Source organism: Acidobacteriota bacterium (genome assembly GCA_040754075.1).
In the GTDB taxonomy this organism is placed as follows: domain Bacteria; phylum Acidobacteriota; class Blastocatellia; order UBA7656; family UBA7656; genus JBFMDH01.
Genome location: JBFMDH010000054.1, coordinates 1 through 20,202, shown reverse-complemented (window position 1 = coordinate 20,202; position 20,202 = coordinate 1). Strand labels below are relative to the sequence as shown.

General features: G+C 50.1%; 16 protein-coding genes. 8 read left to right on the top strand and 8 right to left on the bottom strand.

Annotated features, from left to right (window positions below):
* Window positions 1-321: 321 nt before the first annotated feature.
* From AB1757_30595 to AB1757_30585, 3 genes are all read left to right on the top strand, one after another.
* Window positions 322-1,989 carry an NAD-dependent malic enzyme gene (locus AB1757_30595; GenBank protein MEW6131417.1) on the top strand — a complete coding sequence of 556 codons (1,668 nt, stop codon included), beginning with the start codon at window positions 322-324 and terminating at the stop codon, window positions 1,987-1,989.
* An 88-nt stretch (window positions 1,990-2,077) separates the two neighbouring features.
* Window positions 2,078-2,518 (top strand): hypothetical protein, encoded by a 441-nt coding sequence (locus AB1757_30590; GenBank protein ID MEW6131416.1) that lies wholly within the window; start codon window positions 2,078-2,080, stop codon window positions 2,516-2,518.
* Between the two features lie 60 nt (window positions 2,519-2,578).
* Complete coding sequence (locus tag AB1757_30585) at window positions 2,579-3,343, top strand: enoyl-CoA hydratase-related protein (protein MEW6131415.1); 765 nt, start codon at window positions 2,579-2,581, stop codon at window positions 3,341-3,343.
* Window positions 3,344-3,570: 227 nt separating this feature from the next.
* Here AB1757_30585 and AB1757_30580 read toward each other — a convergent pair whose 3' ends face one another.
* The 4 genes from AB1757_30580 to AB1757_30565 form a co-directional block, all read right to left on the bottom strand.
* Window positions 3,571-5,595, bottom strand: a complete 2,025-nt coding sequence (locus AB1757_30580; GenBank protein MEW6131414.1) for an amylo-alpha-1,6-glucosidase — start codon at window positions 5,593-5,595, stop codon at window positions 3,571-3,573.
* A 126-nt stretch (window positions 5,596-5,721) separates the two neighbouring features.
* Complete coding sequence (locus AB1757_30575; GenBank protein ID MEW6131413.1) at window positions 5,722-7,065, bottom strand: NAD(P)/FAD-dependent oxidoreductase; 1,344 nt, start codon at window positions 7,063-7,065, stop codon at window positions 5,722-5,724.
* A 223-nt stretch (window positions 7,066-7,288) separates the two neighbouring features.
* Entirely contained in the window at window positions 7,289-8,392 is a 1,104-nt protein-coding gene (locus AB1757_30570; GenBank protein MEW6131412.1) for a glucose 1-dehydrogenase, read from the bottom strand.
* A 321-nt stretch (window positions 8,393-8,713) separates the two neighbouring features.
* Complete coding sequence (locus tag AB1757_30565) at window positions 8,714-9,250, bottom strand: YHS domain-containing (seleno)protein (GenBank protein ID MEW6131411.1); 537 nt, start codon at window positions 9,248-9,250, stop codon at window positions 8,714-8,716.
* A gap of 338 nt (window positions 9,251-9,588) precedes the next feature.
* On the opposite strand from AB1757_30565, the gene AB1757_30560 reads away from it, so the two are divergent.
* A complete protein-coding gene (locus AB1757_30560; GenBank protein ID MEW6131410.1) occupies window positions 9,589-10,602 on the top strand; it encodes a carboxypeptidase regulatory-like domain-containing protein in 1,014 nt (337 codons plus the stop codon).
* Between the two features lie 45 nt (window positions 10,603-10,647).
* Here AB1757_30560 and AB1757_30555 read toward each other — a convergent pair whose 3' ends face one another.
* The 3 genes from AB1757_30555 to AB1757_30545 form a co-directional block, all read right to left on the bottom strand.
* Window positions 10,648-13,398, bottom strand: coding sequence for a glucosidase (locus tag AB1757_30555; GenBank protein ID MEW6131409.1), 2,751 nt, complete (start codon window positions 13,396-13,398; stop codon window positions 10,648-10,650).
* Between the two features lie 97 nt (window positions 13,399-13,495).
* Window positions 13,496-14,581, bottom strand: coding sequence for a VOC family protein (locus tag AB1757_30550; GenBank protein ID MEW6131408.1), 1,086 nt, complete (start codon window positions 14,579-14,581; stop codon window positions 13,496-13,498).
* A 90-nt stretch (window positions 14,582-14,671) separates the two neighbouring features.
* Window positions 14,672-16,243, bottom strand: coding sequence for a GMC family oxidoreductase (locus AB1757_30545; protein MEW6131407.1), 1,572 nt, complete (start codon window positions 16,241-16,243; stop codon window positions 14,672-14,674).
* A 53-nt stretch (window positions 16,244-16,296) separates the two neighbouring features.
* Here AB1757_30545 and AB1757_30540 point away from each other — a divergent pair, with 53 nt between their 5' ends.
* Both AB1757_30540 and AB1757_30535 read left to right on the top strand, forming a co-directional pair.
* Complete coding sequence (locus AB1757_30540; GenBank protein ID MEW6131406.1) at window positions 16,297-16,440, top strand: hypothetical protein; 144 nt, start codon at window positions 16,297-16,299, stop codon at window positions 16,438-16,440.
* Window positions 16,441-16,557: 117 nt separating this feature from the next.
* On the top strand, window positions 16,558-18,696 hold the full coding sequence (locus tag AB1757_30535; GenBank protein MEW6131405.1) for a sigma 54-interacting transcriptional regulator: 2,139 nt from the start codon (window positions 16,558-16,560) through the stop codon (window positions 18,694-18,696).
* Between the two features lie 33 nt (window positions 18,697-18,729).
* Here the strand turns inward: AB1757_30535 and AB1757_30530 are convergent, their stop codons facing one another.
* The gene (locus AB1757_30530; GenBank protein MEW6131404.1) at window positions 18,730-19,383 is read right to left on the bottom strand and encodes a uridine kinase; all 654 of its coding nucleotides are present in this window, start codon (window positions 19,381-19,383) and stop codon (window positions 18,730-18,732) included.
* Between the two features lie 337 nt (window positions 19,384-19,720).
* Here AB1757_30530 and AB1757_30525 point away from each other — a divergent pair, with 337 nt between their 5' ends.
* Window positions 19,721-20,038, top strand: a complete 318-nt coding sequence (locus AB1757_30525) for a hypothetical protein (GenBank protein MEW6131403.1) — start codon at window positions 19,721-19,723, stop codon at window positions 20,036-20,038.
* A 24-nt stretch (window positions 20,039-20,062) separates the two neighbouring features.
* Window positions 20,063-20,202 (top strand): sigma factor (locus tag AB1757_30520; GenBank protein ID MEW6131402.1); only part of this gene is annotated, 140 nt, incomplete at its 3' end.

Here is a 20,202-nt window from a genome sequence, read left to right as displayed (position 1 = left end):
TACGCGGTCAAAGACCGCTTCCTCAACAGAGGCTGAGTAAACTCAATCGCAAACCGCTCTAATGCCCACTGTTTCAACGAAATTATTGAGAGTCGGGGTGCTCCCCTTCTCCCTTTCTCCCTTTCTCCCCTTCTCCCCTTCTTCCCTTCACCCCCGCTTCATCAAGTGGAACAGGAAATGCCTTGTAATAACATTTGAATCCGGCAAGGCGGCAGAAGCGGAATATTTCGCAAATTCGCAGAAGCGAATACGCCTGTTGCTGAGTAACCTCGCCAAATTTTGAGCGTTTTGCCGCAATCACCCGGCAAGAAGGAGTCGTTTATGTCATCAACCAAACGTGAAGATGCCCGCCACCTCACCTTAAAAAAAACCGCAAAAGGCGTAGAGCTTTTGCACGACCCGGTGCGCAACAAAGGCACCGCCTTTACCGACGAAGAGCGCGACCAGTTGGGACTGCGAGGCTTGTTGCCGCCTCGCGTTCACACGCAAGCCTTGCAGGTGATGCGGGTGATGGAAAATCTCTCGCGCAAAGCCAATGCCCTTGAAAAATATATTTTTCTGGTTTCGCTACAGGATAGAAACGAAACCCTGTTTTATCGCGTGGTGATGGATAATCTCGAAGAGATGATGCCCATCATTTACACGCCAACCGTCGGGCAGGCTTGTCAACTTTACGGGCATATCTTTCGCAGACCGCGCGGCATGTTCATCTCTTATAAAGACCGCGGGCGTATCAAAGAGGTATTGCAAAACTGGCCCCACCACGATGTGAAAATCATTGTGGTCACGGATGGCGAACGCATCCTTGGGCTTGGTGATTTGGGAGCCGCCGGTATGGGAATTCCGATTGGCAAGCTCGCGCTCTATACGGCGTGCGCTGGCATATCGCCGACCGCCTGTTTGCCGATAACCCTTGATGTCGGCACCGAAAACCAAACCCTTTTGGACGATTCGCTTTACATCGGACTTCCGCGACATCGGGTACGCGGCGCGGATTACGACGACTTCATCGAAGAGTTTTTCATTGCGGCGATGGAAACCTTTCCCAATGTCGTCATCCAACTCGAAGATTTTGCCAACCGCAATGCTTTTCGATTGCTTGATAAATATCGCCGACGTTACGCGGTTTTCGATGATGATATTCAAGGCACGGCAAGCGTCACGCTCGCAGGCATCTATTCGGCGCTTCGCATCAGCCGTGGGAAACTGTGTGACCAGCGGTTTTTATTCTTAGGCGCAGGTGAAGCCGGAATCGGCATCGGCGATTTGATTGTCGCAGCGATGAAAGATGAAGGCATGACAGAAGCCGAAGCGCGCGCGCACTGCTGGTTTTTCGATTCAAAAGGATTGGTGGTAAACAGTCGCCAGGATTTGGTCGCGCACAAAAAACCTTTTGCGCACGAATTTGAATTCACCAATGATTTTCTAAATGCTGTGAAATTGTTGAAGCCTACGGCAATCATCGGCGTATCGGGAACCCCTGCGACCTTTACACGAGAGGTGCTCGAAGAGATGGCGCGCATCAATGAACGACCTTTGATTTTTGCGCTTTCCAATCCGACTTCAAAATCCGAATGCACCGCAGAGCAAGCTTATGAGTGGACAAACGGACGCGCCGTATTTGCCAGCGGCAGCCCGTTCGATGCGGTTGAATACAATGGAAAAAAATTCATTCCCGGTCAGGGCAACAATGCTTACATCTTTCCGGGCGTAGGACTCGGGGTGATTGCTGCGGAGGCTAAACACGTCACCGATGAAATGTTTTTCGTTGCGGCAAAAGCCCTGGCGGCGCGTGTGACGGAAGATGACCTCACACTTGGACGCATCTATCCGCCGCTTGAAAAAATCCGCGAAGTGTCGGCACAGATCGCCGTCGCGGTCGCAGAGGTCGCTTATGAGCGTGGTCTTGCGCGCCAGCCGCGTCCAGATGATTTGCTCGCCTATGTGAAGTCGTTGATGTTCGACCCCGGTTATGAGAGCTATGTGTAGGTGAATTGAGTCGAAAATAAAAACTATTGCAATAAACCGTAAGGAAAAGTTTACTAATTCTAATTGATTATCAATCACGGAGGTCAGTATGAGAGGTAAACTTTTTCTATTACTTTTGGTTGTGTTTTTAGTGAGCGGGTTCACATTTTCCCAACAGCAAACCGCGCCAACCGCGCCGGATAAGCTGTCCAGAACAGAAGCGCTTGGTTTGATTCGCACCATCAATACCGCTGAAGCTACGGCGAATACGTCGCAACAGCGTTATGTCTCGTTAGAAACTTTGCTCCAAAATCTTGCCAAACTTAAAAGTCAATATGGAATCGTCTTGACCAACAGCGATTCAGCAACAGTGAAAAATTACAAACTTTCGCTGCTTGTTTCCGAAGGCGGTAAGCATTTCAAGGTTTCTCTGCAACCCCAAGCAGGAAGTTGCTATTCTTTGTTCTCTGATGATTCATTTGTCATTTACGAAGGGCAGCCTGTAGGTGGAAACCCTACAGAATGCTTTGCGGATGAAGCCAGAAAATAACAGCGCGTTTGCTTGATGCGCGGATTAGAAGTTTGTTAATCTGCGCATCGGGTAAACCCTATGGCTGATTATCAAAAAATTCTTTACGCAGTCGAAAATCACATCGCGCGTATAACCCTCAACCGTCCTGATAAACGCAATGCGCTCGATAGCGAAATCGTCAATGAAATTAAAGCCGCGCTTACGGAAGCCGCAAATGACGAGGCGGTGCGCGTCGTGGTTATAAGCGGCGCGGGCAAAGATTTCTGTTCCGGCGCTGACCTTGCCGCACTACAAAAAATCAGCGAAGCAACGGTGATGGAAAATGTCGAAGACGCGCGCAACCTCGCGGAATTATTTATTGCCATGCGCCGTCATCCGCGTCCGATTGTCGCAAGCGTTCGCGGACGGGCGCTCGCCGGTGGCTGCGGTATTGCCACGGCTTGCGATATTGTCTTGGCAAATGAATCGGCGCAATTTGGCTACCCGGAAGTCAACATCGGATTTATCCCGGCGATGGTGATGGCAATTCTCAAACGGTCGGTTTCGGAAAAACGCGCCTTTGAACTCATCACCAGAGGCGAAATCATTTCAGCCCGAACCGCTTGCGATTACGGCATCATCAATCGCGTCTTTGCCGATGATGAATTCGATGCCAGGGTTGAAGAGTATCTCACTACGTTTACGACAAAATCCGCTTCGGCGGTGAGCCTGTCAAAAAATCTGCTCTATCACATGGACGCCATGACCTTTGAAACCGCTATCGAAGCGGGCGTGCAACTCAATGCCATCACCCGCATGACCGAAGATTGCAAACGCGGTGTCGAACGGTTTCTGAAAAAATAGGGTGTAAAGCGGGTATTTGATATTTGCGGCACAGCCGCAATAAATAGCTCCACCATCCGTAAATCAATCTCATTAGTCACTAACCATAGTACATTGGAACCTAAGTAAGTTGATATTTTTCAGCGTTCAGAGTTACGCCTTCAGGCGTGAGAAAAAAGCGATTCACGCATAAATGCGTAACTCTGAACCTCAAGAAATTTAGGTTCCACTGTAATAGATTAAACCAATTATTTCTTTGCGCTTTTCACCTGGTTATCAACCGAACTGATTTGATAAACATCTTCGCAGGCGGCGCGCAGCAGTTCGGCAACACTCCAGGCTTGCGCAATGCAACCGCGTGGACGATGCGGCGCATCAGCATCGAAAATTTCCGAAACCTGTCCGAGTCCCGCTTCATTCAAATGTTCGCGAAATCCCGCGAGCAAGCGTTTCGCTGCGTTCACGCTTGCCGCGCTTCGCTCATGCACTTTCACATAAGCCGTGATGAATGCCCCCATCAACCACGCCCAGACTGTGCCTTGATGATAAGCGGTGTCACGTCCGTAAGAATCGCCCGTATAAATCGGACGATATTGCATATTGTTTTGATTGAGGCTTCTCAGCCCAAACGGGGTGAGCAATTCGCGTTCGATGACTTCGACAACTCGCAAAGCGCGGTCGCTCGCAAGCATCGTATGCGGCAAACTGACGGCGAGAATTTGATTGGGACGAAGCGAAGCGTCTTTGAAATCGTCACCGATGACATCATAGAGATAACCGGTTTCTTCGTCCCAGAATTTTTCATTGAAACTTTGCCGGGCGCGGTCAGCGATAACGCGATACAGTTTTTCACGAACCTCATCATTAAAACGTCGCGCAAAATTTTCCATAATGCGAAGCGCGTTGTACCACAGGGCTTGAATCTCAACCGGTTTGCCGATGCGCGGCGTGACCACAAACCCGCCAACTTTCGCATCCATCCACGTCAGTTGCACGCCTGCTTCACCGCCACGAAGCAATCCGTCTTCGTCAACTTTAATGCCGTAGCGTGTGCCTTTGAGGTGCCAGTCAATAATGTCAATCAGCGTGTCGTATAAATGCGTGCGCACGAATTCAAAATCTTCGGTGCGTTCGGCAAGTGAGCGAATCGCTTCAAAAAACCAGAGCGTCGCATCGATGGTGTTGTATTCGGGTTCTTCGCCGGCATCGGGAAAACGATTCGGCAGCATCCCCTGACTGGTATGTTTGGCAAATTCCAGCAGAATGCTTCTGCCCACTTCGGTCGGGCAGGTCGCATACATCAAACCCGGCAGCGCAATCATGGTGTCGCGTCCCCAATCGCTGAACCAGTGATAACCGGCAATCACGGTTTTTTGCTCGCCACGCGCCACGATGAATTGATCGGCGGCAACCGTAAGCCTGCGGATTAGCTCATCATCGACCGGCGACATCGCCGCGAGGCGCTGGCGACGAGTGATTTCGGTTTGGCGAAGTTCGCCGACCTGCTTAATGTCATGGGCGGCGGTTGAAGCGATCATGTTGGCATTGGCATCTTTGCTTAAATCAAATTGCAGGACAAACGGTTGAAATAAATCTTCGGTGAAATCAAGCCCGCGTTGGCGTTCTTCCGAGTATTCAAAATTGCGATACCAGTAACCGCTCGCCTGAATGCTTTGGGCGTCGTGCGCCAAATAAAGTGTCGGCATTCCCGCAAAAGGCATGATGCTTACCAAATTTTCCTGCGCAGCAAAATTCGCATTGATGGAATTGGTTTCGCGCATGGTTGCGTGATAATCGCGGAACGCCAGCAGCGGGCGAATCTCCAACCGGCAATCGCTCGGCGTCAATTGGCATTGTGTGGCATTCACGGACTCTCTGAGTTCATATTGAATGACCGTGGTGTTTTCGCCAGCAATCATAAACACCGATTTAATAATTTGCATGCCATTCAGTTCATAAATAAAAACCGGAAACGGGTCGAGGCGAAATTCTTTTAGATACTGGTCGCCGCGCGGATGAATCGCACCGGGATATTGATTGACCGAAAGTTCATAACGTCGCCCGTCAATCACCACGGTCTCTTCGAGTTTCGCAAGGCAGGCGATTCGACCAACCGGCGGTTTAGTGGCTGCCGTAAGCAAGCCGTGATAGCGGCGCGTATTCATTCCGGTAATCGTTGACGAAGCGAACCCGCCAAGCCCGTTGGTTTCAAGCCACTCTTTTTGCGAAGCTTTTTCAAAATTGGTACAAATCTGTTGGTCGAATCGGATCATCGTTGTGTCTCCTGTTATTCCGTCATCAAAAATTAAAACGAATGCACAAGGGTACGCAGGATGTTCAGGATACAACAGAATCCGGTTTATCCTGTCTGCCCCTGTTAAATATTTGCTTGTGTCGTATCAAATCGTGAAGGGCAACGCGCTGGCTAACGTCGGGTAAGAAAAAATCATGTTGCGTAGATCATCGGCTTTCAATCCATAGCGAATCGCCAGCGCGTACAGGTTAATCGTGTCGCCCGCGTTCATCGCAAAAAGATGTGCGCCAAGGATGCGACCGGTTGAATTTTCGGTAATGACTTTGGCTTTGGCGACCTGCCCGCCGGCGATAATGGCGTAAACTTTCCAATCGCTCATCTCGCTGTTTGTCACGGCAATGTCGAGGTTGCGTTTGCGCGCTTCGGCTTCCGTAAGTCCGACGGAAGCGAGTTGCGGCACTGTATAAATCGCGCGGGGAATGCCTTCAAAGTTCACCGGCTCCGCATCATTTTCCAAAAAGTTTTTGGCAACCACTCGACCTTCGTAAGAAGCAACCGGCGAAAGCTGTAAAACGCCGTGCGCATCACCTCCGGCAAAAATTTTCGGGTTGGTGGCGCTGCGTAAAAATTGATTGGTCACAATACCGCGTTTATCCACGGCGACTTCAGCTTTGCTTAAATCCAATTCATCAATTGCCGCAACGCGACCCGCCGCATTCAATATAAAATCGGCGCTCAGGGTTTCAGCGGTGCCTTCGGCTTCATACTCGACCAGCAATTCCGCGCCGTTCTTACGAATTATTTTTACTTTGGCGTGGTTGATGGTTTTGACATTAAGGCTTTTGGAAAAATCAACCATCGCATCGACGATGTCCGCGTCTTCATTCGATAGCGCCCGGCTGTTGGCGAGAATCGTCACCTTGCTGCCGAGCCTGGCAAAGACCTGTCCGAATTCATAAGCCACGACGCCCGCGCCGACCACAACCAAATTTTTCGGCACTTCGCTGATGGCGAGAATATCATTCGTCGTTTTCACGAACTCCGCGCCGGTGAAATTCAGCGCGCGCGGTTTCGAGCCGGTTGAAATGATTACCCCGCCGAATTCGATTTCCTCATCGTTGATGGTGAGCGTGTTGGTTGAAGTAAAGCGCGGCGCGCCGGAAATCAAATCAATGCCCTGCGATTTCAACGACGCGATGCTTTGTTCGGTAACCGGATTGGTGAAACTCTCTTTGCGTGCCATCACCCGCGCCCAATCAACACGTGGCGTTTCAACATCAATGCCGTATTTCTGAGCGTGGCGAATTTCGTCAAGGAGTTCGGTGGTGCGCACGAAAACTTTTTTCGGATTGCAACCGTTCAGCGAACAAAGCCCGCCTATCGCGCCTTTATCAATCAACGCGACTTTGAACCCTGCGGCTTTGATTTTTGCTGCTGCTGTGAGTCCCGCATTGCCGCCGCCGATGGCGATGAAATCGTAACGCTTCATTGCTTGCTCCTTTCGATTGCGAATCGCTTTCGATTGCGAATCGCTTTCGATTGCGAATCGCTTTCAATTGCGGATTGCGAAATGCGGATTGCGGATTTTGGCGCAATCAGATTTCACTTTGTAACAACGGTGCGCTTTCCAACTTTCAAATTACCATGCCGATTTTTCTAATCCAAAGTTAGCTTCCACTTTCAATCCGCATTTCGCAATCCGCAATCCGCAATTATAGTGGTGCAACTTCGCAAAAGACTTTGATTGCGCCTTTGGCATTCGTAAGCGTATCGAATAGTTGCTGATAATTCTCAAGACCTTTGACCGGATGCGTGAGCAAGCGCGAGAGCCAGCCCGGATATTCGAGTTCGGCTTGTGACATATCGCCGACACCCATTTCAAAATATTCACGGTTAGCGTTGACCGTGCCGACCATCACTTTATTGCCGAGCACGAATTCGAGATTGATTTTATCCGCCGGAACTTCAATCATCTTATCGCCGCCGGTCACACTTGAAAGCACCAGTACGCCGTTTTTGCCAAGCGCCTGCATTGAATCAAAGACTACTGTGGAATTGCCTGTGCCTTCAAAAATCAAATCAAATGGTCCGTGATTGCGGGCATATTCTACAACCGGCGTTTCAGTTGTGGATACATAACTCGCGCCCAACGCTTCAATCAAATCGGCATTCGCATAAGGCTTTTTGGTGCGCGCAAACGTAACGACTTCAAGCCCGCGAAGTCTGAGCACCAGGGTTGCGAGCAAACCGATGGTTCCCGCGCCCATCACCGCCGCGCGACGTGGTCGCCACACTTTCAAGCGGCGTTGGATTTCATACGCCTGATGAATGCCTTTTTCAACCACCGTCATGGGTTCCAGAAGTACGCCGACCGCTTTTAATCCTTGCGGAACTTTGACAATGAATTCGGCATCATCAACATAATATTCAGTCAAATATCCGTGACGCAAATTAATGCCGCGTTCATAGTAAGTATCATCAGTGGTCATATCGTTGGTGCCGATCAGGTCATAGATGCTTTTGCCCGGACGCCGCACCGTGGCAACGACATAATCGCCCGGACGAAGTTCTGTAACCTTTGCGCCAACGGCTTCGACCTGTCCGAAACTTTCGTGACCGATGGTTAAAAAGTTGTAGCCATCGGGAGCCGCGCCGTATTCAGCGGCATTGATTTCTTTATCGGTGCCGTCAACGCCGACGCGCAAAACGCGCACCAGCACGCCGCGACCGTTCGCGATTTCATCCAGGCGTGGCATCGGCAAATCCGCAAGATGCACGCTATCGGGTTTACCCGGAAAAACTGCAATTGCCTTCATAGTATTTATTTCTCCTTATCTGTTTTTTTAAATCCAAAAGTGATTCCGAGGGCTGCGCCTGCGCCGACGGGAATATTATTTTTTCATTACATCAACCTTACTTTGCGCTTTTTGTTAGCAGCGGTTTCTAATCAATTCAAAGCGCGGTCAATAGCGGCGAGCCTTGATTGGTTATCATTGGGTTACGGCTTTGCCGCTTTGATGTGCGGAGTGGCTGAGCCACTCCGAAAGCTCGTCATCAACGGAAGTTTGCTTACCAGTCATTGCACGGCAGTCATAGACCGCTCGCTCAACTTTTCTACTTTTTACTTTTTACTTCTTTCACCCTTTATGTTCGGGTTTGTTTTCCAGAAAGCCCGGGAAATTTTCATCGCCCTGTTTGATGAGGTTGGCTTCGTCCTGTTCCCATTTCTCTTTCACTTTCTGATTGTAATTCAAATAGAGCTTGCCGTTCACGATTTTCCAGGCGGTCGGGTCACCATTGGCTGTGTACCCGTGACCGACTGCCCAGGCGCAATAGCCGCCAAATTGCGGCGCGTACTTTTCCGGCGCTTGCATAAATGCCTCGCGGTTTGCAGCGTTTACGAATTGCCAGCGCGCGCCCTGCCAATCATAAGTAAATTCCGTAGCGCCTTCCACCGCTTTGCCCTCGGTGAAATAAGCCACTACGTCATAACCTTTCAATGCGAGATTGCCGTCCACTTTATTTACGGGGTCAAGCCCGTTTGGAGATTTCCTTGCATCTGCGGGTTGGGTTGATGAAACCGAAACACTGCTTGAATTTTTGCTCGTCGAATGACAGCCGATTAAAAAAGCGGCAACCGAAAAAACGATGATGAATAGAGAAAATTTTTTCACTGCATTTCCTTTTATGGTTATGTAGTTCCCGTGTCCGTCGCCAGTCGCGCGATTTGTTTGCTGACTGCAAGCGATTGCCCTCACGACCGACAACGGACAAGGAACTACTTGTTTAATTGCAATCAGCAGATTTTTTATTCCAACCGGCGCGACTTATTTGAGGTGTAAAATTTGACGACACTGCGTGGATAAAAGGGTAGCAGCAAAGACGCAAACCTTATCACTATCGCCTGCGTGAGCGAGCAAGTGTAGGCGATTTATAAGAGCCATGAATTTCTAATTTGACGGTTGTGATTTATAATCCGAGCCGCACCACGCGAAGGAGGGTATCAGGGCACATGGGCAAACAATTTTTTTTCGCCTGCACTCTATTACTGTTCCTCGCTGTTCATTCCACCGCGCAAAACAGCATGATTCGCGGCAAAGTTCGCGCTGCCAATGGCAACACCATCAATGATGCGCTGGTTGAACTCCGTCGCGCATCGGGCGGCATCATCGGACAAACCACGACACGAACCGATGGCGATTTCGCCTTCACAGGACTTCGCGCCGGTGAGTATGAAGTGGTCGTCACGCTTGCCGGTTATGTTCCGACAACTCAGGTCGTCGAACTGACCAGTGTAGCGATTGGCGGACGCGCGAGTTCTGAAAATGTCGGTGAAGTGATGAGCGTTGAAATCACTTTACGTCCGCGCCTTGAAACTATTCTTGCGCCGCCGGGTGTCACTTTCGTGCAGAATGTTCCCGAAGCGGCGCGCGCCTCGTATGAAAAAGCGGTTATCAAACTTCGCGAAGGGAAATCGGCGGAGGGCATCGCTTTATTGCAGGATGCGATTACGAAATTCAACGACTATTTTGACGCGCTCTATGCCCTCGGCTGGGAATACTATCGTCAGGGCAAAGACCACGACGCGCTTGAAGCATTGGAACGCGCGCGACTCATCAATGACCACATCGCCGGGGTCTATTATATGTTTGGTTTGATTATGGCGCGGCAGCAAAAATTTCGCCTGGCGGAATATGGCTTTGCCAAAGCGACGGAATTAAATGACGGGTTTATTCTCGCGCATTTTAATCATGGGGTGGCGTTCATCGAACTGGCGTTGCGAAGCGCAGATACCAGTGAAACAAAAAATTTTCTTGAGCAGGCGGAAAAGGCGTTGGACAAAGCCTGGGAATTGAGCGGCAAGCATTTGCATACGGTTTATCTGCAACGCGCGCGCATTCATCAAAAACGCGGCAACACGGAAGCGGCGGCGCGCGCCCTGGAAAGTTATTTGAAAGCCGAACCCAACCCGCCCAATGCCGCCGCATTAAAAGAGACGATTAAAGCTTTACGCCAGAAAAAGTGATGCCAGTCAGTACCGCCCGCTCACAAAGACGGTACTGACTGACTCCTAAACCGTGACCAGTTCGGGAAAGGGGTTTTCCGAACGCAACTGTTTCTCTTCGCCTGCGTCATCAACCGTGGTATCGCGTAAACCGGTTTTGTTGACGCTTTGTTGAAGCAATTTAGCAACCAGTCCCGTCCAACCGGTCTGATGACTTGCGCCAATGCCTGCGCCATTATCGCCGTGAAAATATTCGTAAAACCACAGGTAATCTTTCCAATGCGGATCGGATTGGAATTTTTCCTGCCCACCGAATACCGGACGTTTGCCCTGGCTATCGCGCAAAAATATTTGATTCAAGCGATTGCCTATCTCGGCTGCGACTTCCCAGAGGTTCATCATATTGCCTGAACCGGTCGGACACTCGACTTTGAAATTGGGTCCCAGATAATGATGAAAGCGTTGCAGGGATTCGATAATCAAATAATTCACCGGCATCCAGATTGGACCCCGCCAGTTGGAATTGCCGCCGAATAGTCCCGTCGAAGATTCCGCTGGTTCATATGCCACACGATACTCTTCGCCGTTGACATAGAGTGAATAGGGATGGTCGTGATGGAAACGCGACAGCGCGCGTATGCCATGCGGCGATAGAAATTCTTTTTCATCGAGCATGATTTTGAGTACGCGGCGCAAACGGTCTTGATCGACGATGGCAAGCAAGCGACGTTCGTGACGTCCCTGTGTGCGCATACAGGCGACGTTATCAATTAAATCTTTGCGATTATCGATGAACCATTCCATGCGGCGTTTGAAACCGTGCAAGCGTTCCAGCACTTCCGGTTCCAGGGTTTCAACCGCAAACAGCGGAATGAGTCCGACCATTGAACGGATTTTGAGTGGAAAGACATCGCCATCGGTAAAATGCAAAAGGTCGTAATAAAATCCGTCCTCTTCATTCCAGATGGATTGCCGGTCTTCGCCGATGTTGTTGATGGCATGCGCGATGTAGAGAAAGTGCTCCCAGAATTTGCTCGCTACATCTTCATAAGCCGGATCAATGCGCGATAATTCCATAGCAATCGCCAGCATATTCAGACAATACATGCCCATCCAGCTGGTGCCGTCGGCTTGTTCCAGATGTCCGCCCGTTGGCAGCGGTTTGCTGCGGTCGAAAACCCCTATGTTATCGAGTCCAAGAAAACCGCCTTCAAATACATTGTTGCCTTCTTCGTCTTTGCGATTGACCCACCAGGTGAAATTCAACAGCAGTTTGTGAAAGATGCGTTCAAGGAATTTAATATCACCTTTGCCACGTCGTTTCTGTTCGATTTTATAAACCCGCCACGCTGCCCAGGCGTGAACCGGTGGATTGACATCGCCAAACGCCCATTCATAAGCCGGCAGTTGCCCGTTCGGATGCATGTACCATTCGCGCAAAAGCAGGATGAGCTGGTCTTTGGCAAAATCCGGGTCAACCATCGCCAGCGGGATGCAATGAAAAGCCAAATCCCAGGCGGCATACCACGGATATTCCCATTTATCCGGCATCGAAACCACATCGTCGTTGTAAAGATGCCGCCAATCGCTGTTGCGTCCTTCAAGTCGCTGGCGCGGCGGTGCAGGTTGTCCGGGGTCGCCACTGAGCCACGAGCGCACATCATAAAAATAAAACTGTTTTGACCAGAGCATACCGCCAAGCGCCTGCCGGGAAATATTTTTCTCATCATCGGAAAGCGCTTCGGGAATCACCGTCGCATAAAATTCGTTGGCTTCGCGAATACGCGCCTCGAAGAGGTCATCGAAATCCTTGCCGCACGGGTCGCCATTGGTTGGCGGAATTTCGAGATTGGTCAGGCGCAATTTGATGACCCGCGATTCGCCGGGTTCAAGCGTGAGTTGATAATGCGCGGCGGCTTTGGTGCCTTCGCGTTTGGGATTCACCGCCGCTTGATTGTTGTGCACGACATATTCGTGAAAAGCGTCTTTGAAAAACCCAGGCATCGGTCGGTTATACACTCTTGCCGGATTGCTCTCGTTTTCGGTGAATAAAATTTCCGGCGTGCCCTGACAAAACAGCCAGCGATGCCCGTAATATTTGTGCGCGAGTTCAATGGCGTTGGCATTTTTAACATCACCGATGCGTTTAAGATTGGGTTTTTCGGGACTGCCGCCCCACGACCAGGTGTTGCGAAACCAGATGGTCGGCAATAAATCCAACCGCGCGGTTTCCGCTCCGCGATTCACCGCAGTGATGCGAATCAATATATCTTCGGGCGAGGCTTTGGCATATTCGATAAACACATCGAAATAGCGGTCTTCATTAAACACCCCCGTATCAATCAACTCATATTCAAAATGTTCGCGGTCGCGCCGCCCGTTTTCTTCAATCAAATTCCGGTACGGGTATTCATTCTGAGTGTATTTGTAGAGATACTTCATATAGGAATGGGTCGGCGTCGAATCGAGGTAGTAGTAATATTCTTTGACATCTTCGCCGTGATTGCCTTGCGAACCCGTTAAGCCGAATAAGCGCTCTTTCAAAATCGGGTCTTTGCCATTCCACATCGCCAGCGCAAAACAAATAAACTGGCGGCGGTCACTGATGCCGCCAAGCCCGTCTTCATTCCAGCGATAGGCTTTCGAGCGCGACAGGGTGTGCGGGAAATAATCCCAGGCGGTGCCATAGCTGCTGTAGTCTTCGCGCACTGTGCCCCAGGCGCGTTCACTAAGATAGGGACCCCAGCGTCGCCAATTGACTTTGCGTTCACGAGATTGTTCTAAACGTCTTTCTTCTTTAGTTAATTCGTTTTTCATGGTGTTTGGTTCCTCTGCACATTGCGGTCAAAGACCGCTCTTTTAATTGTGGTTCATTAAAATCAACCGCAAACCGTTATATCTCTTGTTGACGAAATTATTTTTCGATTAATTGCATGGCGTGACCGTCAGGGTCGCGCACCATCAAGCCTTTTTTAAATCCTAAACCCGATTCCGTGAAATTGACTACGCCGGAAGAAACGAAAAAAGATTTCATGGTGAGTAAATCTTTGGCTGCGGCTTCGGCATTATAAGTCACCAGTTTGGTCTGCCAGTGCGCCAGGTCGTTGGCTTTTAAATCCGCAGGTGTCGGGCGACCATCGCCTGGCGCGAGGTATTCTAAAAACTCAATGCCGATGCCACCGGCGGCGCGTAGCGCAGTGATGCGCAAATGTGCGCCGAATACATTATTCAAACGCTCCTGTTCATCGCCATAATTTTCGCTTTCACCTGCAACTTTAAAGCCCAGGGTATCGCGATAAAATTTCAAACTCTCGTCGGTATCGCGAACAACAATTGCCGTGTGGTCGATACCTAAAAACAGTTTGTCGCTTTTGCTGTGCCATTTGGCTGCGCCTTTGTCTGCGGGAAACGAGAGAATTTCCAGCGCGTGTCCATCCGGGTCTTTGAAATAGAATGCTTTGATGCCACCGGCATTTTTATTCCAATCGGGGAGGCGTTGCGGCGCGGTCGAGGCGTGGCGAACTTTATTTTGCCTGAGCCAACCGTAAGCTTTTTCCATATCGGTTGTGATAATCGCGATATGTTGAAACCAGCGGTCATTGCTGCGCGAATCAACCGGGAGAGGGCGACCTTGCGGGGCGAGGTACTCCGTGAGTTCGATGAACTCATCGCCAAGCCGCATACGCACAACCCGCATATGCAAACCGAAAACGCCCTGTAGATGTTCGTATGCTTTGCCGAAAACTTCAACATCAGAAACCTTTTCAAAGAATAAAACTTTGCTGAAAAATTCGATGGATTGCTCCATATCGGAAACCGTCAATCCGACCGAATCGACGGCTTGAACGATTGCGCCTTCGGAAAAATTGACTGTCGCAGCCACACCTGCGCGAGAGGCATCGCGCGCCGCGACAGTGAAAGTTTGAAAAGGAGAAATCAATAGCAGGCAGAATAAAACCGGGAGCAGCAAAGCGTTTTTTATATTTTTATGCGTCATCATTGTAGTGTTCTCCGAAAGTTGAGACCTATGTTGAGCGAGGAGTCTAAGACCCCTCGCTCCAACTCAGAACCTTCACATAACCTCAGCGATTTATCCCAAACGCGCTTGCAAATGATCGGCGACTCGCAAGGCATTTGCCATGATTGTGAGCGCCGGATTGACCGCGGCGCTTGACGGAAAGAAGCTGCCATCGACGACATAGAGGTTATCGAGTTCATGAGCTTTGCAATTGGCATCGAGCGCAGAGGTTTTCGGGTCGTGCCCGAAACGAATGGTGCCGTTTTGATGAGCGACGCCGGCAAGCGGTATGCGTTGCCCGATGAACAGGCTTCTTGCGAAAAGACCGACATGGCATTCGTGACCGTGCATGGTGCATTTGGTCTGTTGTTGCAACAGGTACTCTAATTTTTTGGTCAGGCGTTTGTGACCTTCTTCATTGTTCGGTTTGTATTTCAAAACGATGTTGCCTTCGCTATCGAGGGTGACGCGATTTTCCGGGTCGGGCAAATCTTCCGAAGTCAACCAGAAATCGAGCGAATGATTCGCCATTAAATCCAACGTGAAGCCCGGCACCAGAGGCGGCGCACCCGCCTGCAAGGTCACGCCATCGAGTTTACCGACAAACGAAATATGTCCCATCGGGTAGTCCCATTCCTTTGAGCCGAGATAAAAATCGTTAATCGCTAAGGTCTTTTGAAAGATCGTCGGGTTCGGGCATTTGGAAATCGCCATCAACACCGAATTGATGTGCCCCATGTAATGACGACCGACAACATCTGAACCGTTGGCAAGTCCTCGTGGATGACGGTCATTTGCCGAACGCAACAGCAGCGCAGCGGAATTGATTGCGCCACACGCGGAAACAAAAATATCCGCGGTATACGCTTCACGTTCGCCGTTGCGTTTGACGATGACTTTGGTCACCGCTGTTCCGGTGTCGTTGGTTTCGAGTCGTTCGACATAAGCGTTCGTCAGTAAGGTGACGTTTGGATGCGCCAGCGCCGGTTCAACGGCGCAGGTGTGGGCATCGGATTTTGCGCCGACCAGGCAAGGGAAACCGTCACAGGTGTTGCAACGAATGCAGGGACTGGTTTGCGGATTTTGTTCATTGAGCTTGATGCCTAGCGGCACATGAAAAGGTTTGAGTCCCTGACGCGCAAAATCATCGCTCAATTGTTGAATGCGCGGTTCGTGACTAACCGCCGGGTATGGATACGCGCCGCTTGCAAACGGTTCGGTCGGGTCTTCGCCGCGCGTGCCGTGAACGTGATAGAGATGTTCGGCTTTCAGGTAATAGGGTTCAAGCTCATCATAAGTGATGGGCCAGGCGGGCGAGGTGCCGCCGTAATGACGGATTTCGCCGAAATCTTCACGACGAAACCGAAAGAGCGCCGCGCCATAAAATTTGGTATTGCCGCCGACATAATAATTGGTATGCGGGTGCAGTTCTTTGCCATCCTTATCGCGCCATTTCTCTTTGGTTTGATATTTCCCTTCGACATTGACGGCGCGTGAATTCCAGTTGTCTTTTTCGCGCTCGACGAAATCGCCGCGTTCCAGAAGTAAAATGCGTTTGCCGGTCGAGGCGAGGGCGTAGGTGAGCGTACCGCCGCCTGCGCCTGAGCCGATGATAATCACGTCATAATGATTTGCGTTTGCCATGCGTGTTTCTCCTTCAATAATTCTTGAACTCTGTTTTGAGTTGCTGATGGTTGATGGCGTTCGGTTTTCAGCGAACTTTGCGGAGCGTCACAACTAACGGCGTGACGCTCATCTCTACAATGCCCACCTCGGCGCAAAAGATTCCCGCATCGGGAAAATTTTTATCGACGGCAAGGTTTGCCAGCGTCCGGGAATAGTTTTGTCTACGGGTGGGATTTTCTGGTTGTGCGAGTTAAGTCTGACAATCTGTCGCACGACAGGGCAAGCGAATGGAAGTGCTGCGAGAAACAATTGAATTGAATTTGGAGTCCGCTTTGGCGAAGCGGTATCGCACGCTTTTAGAAATCACCAACGCTGTCATTGGCAATCTCAAGCGCGAAGATTTACTGCCGGCAATTTGTGCCGCATTAAAGCGCGCCGTGGCGTTTGATGCGGCGGCGCTCAGCGTTTATGACCGGAAATTGGATGGCTTACGTTTTTTTGCTCTCGAAGGCGATTTTCGCTCGAACTATTTCGTTGCCGGATTGGTGATGAAACTATCGGATAGTGTTTCGGGCGAAGCTTTCCTTTCTCAACGCCCAGTCGTTCGCCGCGATTTAATGACCGAGCAACACTATCCATCGGAACGCCATCTGGCACGCGAAGGCGTGCGGTCAACCTGCATTGCGCCGCTTCTGGCGCGTGGTAAAAGCATTGGCACCATCAATCTCACTTCATTTCAAAAGAATCAATATTCGCAAGCCGACGGCGAATTTCTGCAAGAAGTCGCCAATCAAATCGCGCTGGCGATTGCCAATATGCAGGCGTTTGAAGACATCAATGCGCTCAGCCGACGCGAAACCGAACTTGCCGAACGCCGTCGCATCCTCTTGGAAATTAACAATGCGATGGTGACCAGTTTGACGCGCGAAGAACTTCTGAAAACCGTTTCTCAGGTTTTGCGACAGGTCGCGCCCGCCGACCAGATTGGCATTATGACTTATAACCCGGACAAAGATGCTTTTCGCATACTGGCAATCGTTGGTCCCCACGCAATGCAAAATTTTGCTGCCGAACAATGGTTGGCGCGTGAAGCGATATTCGGACGATTGCCGTTTGATCGCGAACATCCGCTGCTTGAACCGGACTTTGCCATCGAACGCCGCGCGCCGCAATCGGAGGCGCTTTTCGCCGAAGGTTTCCGCTCATTTTGTGGAGTGCCGATTATCAATCGCGAACAACTGCTTGGCGGCATCGGTTTCGTCAGCCGCACGCCGAATCAATACTCACAAACGGATGCGGAGTTTTTGCAGGAAATCGCCGACCAGGTGGCGCTGGCGATTGCCAATATGCGGGCTTACGAAGAGATTGCTTCGCTGAAAGCGCGGCTTCAGGCGGAAAATATTTATCTCCAGGAAGAGATTCGCCAGGAACACAACTTCGATGAAGTAATCGGCAACAGCCCCGCCATACTTGAAACCCTACAACAGGTCGAGCGGGTTGCGCCGACCGATTCAACGGTGTTGATTCTGGGCGAAACCGGAACCGGCAAAGAACTCATCGCTCGCGCCATTCATAATTCAAGCGCGCGCAAAAATCGCCCGTTGGTGAAAGTCAACTGCGGCGCCATCTCTGCCGGATTGGTTGAAAGTGAACTTTTCGGACACGCCAAAGGTGCGTTCACCGGTGCAGTGGATAAACGCACAGGGCGTTTTGAACTCGCTAGCGGCGGCACTTTGTTTTTAGATGAAGTCGGCGAACTGCCACTTGAAACCCAGGTCAAATTGTTGCGCGTCTTGCAGGAAGGCGAGTTTGAACCGGTCGGCAGCAGCAAAACCATTCGTGTAGATGTGCGCATCATCGCGGCGACCAATCGTCATCTCGAAGAAGAAGTAAGCGCCGGTCGTTTTCGCGCCGATTTGTATTATCGCTTGAATGTCTTTCCCATCCGGGTGCCGGCTTTGCGGGAACGCCGTTTGGACATTGCCCAACTGGCATCGTTTTTTGCCACCAAGTTCGCCAGAAAATTCGGCAAACCCATCGAAAGCATTGCACAAGAGACGATGGATATGTTGATGAATTATTCCTGGCCCGGAAATATTCGCGAGTTGCAAAACATCATCGAACGCGCGGTGGTGATTGCGCCAGGCAACACCCTTGTGATTGATAAAAATTCTTTGGCAACAACCCCGAACTTTGCTGCAACCTATAAACCGGCTGACCTGCAACCTGCCAATGGTCATCGGGTTTCCAGCGACGCGCCTCACTCATCAGCAGGGGTAACGGATAGCGCTTCTCATTCAGGCAATTTGCCCTCGCTTGAAGAATTGGAACGGCGTCATATATTGACGGTGCTTGAACAGAAACTCTGGATTATCGAAGGCGAACGCGGTGCTGCAAAGACGTTAAATTTACATCCCAACACGCTGCGCAGTCGCATGAAAAAACTCGGCATCAAACGCCCCCATCTGTAATACACGCGCAATCCAAATGGCAAAGAGCCTCAATTACCGCGCATTATCGCCTGATATAAGCCGGTGGTCGTTCGGGATAATCTCATCGGCAAAGGCGCGTGGCGCGTCTCGTTCAAAATGAATTTGTTGCGCCGGAAAATAAATCCGGTGATAGTCGCGAATGATGTCGGCTTGGGATAAGTGTTCCTGATTTCTTTCCAGTGCTCTTTCAAGCGCGGTTTCAAATGAACAGTCAATCCACACCGACCAATCGAAATGCTCGCGGAATTTTTTCTGCAACATGAAAATACCTTCCAGCAGAATTATCTCTACATCGGCAAAATCATAGGTGTGTTGGTAAGTGGTTTCTTCGGGAACCCGCAGCAATTCAACTTCCAGGTGAAGGGCGCGGTGTCGTTTCAAAGGCAAAACCAGCAACTCAAATAGTTCATCGAATCGCAAACCCTGCCGATAAAAATTCTCTGCCGGATTGCTTTCACTAAAGCGAATGTGCGCCGGGTTATGCCATTCATCCAGGTGTAAGAGTATGGCATTCAAACCCTGTTGTCGTAACTCTTCGACAACCTGTTTACTCAAAAAAGTTTTGCCGGAGCCATCAATGCCGGTGATGGTCGTAAGCAAACAAGGTTTGTCGGATAGTTGATTTCTTTTATGGGTGATGGATTGGACAATTCGATTCGTAAGCATAACTTCACCGCCAAATCATAATGGGTGGCTGTGAGCATACATCCCTGCTGACGGAAAATTTATTCCTTAATTTGCGCTGTCCCTGGAAAAGCCTAACCACAAATTTAAACCTGAAACTACCCACGAAAATTATTGTTCGCCCACGAATGCTCTACCGCCTGCCCACGAAATATAGTGTGCCCCACGAAATTATGTAGGCGCGAATTTTCGTGGGTTTACCGTCAAATAAAAATAAATCCCAGTATTTCAACAGATAAAATTTTCAAGGCGGCACTGAACCTTGTGGCACATCCGTTGCCATTACTCTCCGCGTCAGAGATTTTGAGGAGAAAAGAAAATGTTAAGGATTTCAGAATGCAACGCCACCAATGACACCACGACGTTGAAACTCGAAGGTCGCATTGTCGGGCGATTAATTACAGAAGTGCGAAATGCATGCGACGCCATATTTGCCAGAAATTGCAAACTGGTGATGGATTTATCGGAAGTCTATTTTATTGACCGCAATGGTCTCACCCTCTTTCAAGAGTTACTGGAAAAACAGGTGACCTTCATCAACTGTTCACCTTTCCTGCTTGAACAATTGAAAGTTGTCGGTTCGCCCTGTGGTCAAAATAAAAATAATCAATCGAAACCAGCAGAAGGAATACTTTAAACGCAAGTAGAAAAGGGGAGTTTAATGATGAACGTATCAACCGAAAATTTTGAGCAGGAGGCGCTGCCGTATATGGGAGATTTATACCGGAGCGCGTACCGGATAGTTGGGGAGCGGGAAGAGGCGGAGGATTTGGTGCAGGAGACCTATATGCAGGCGTGGAA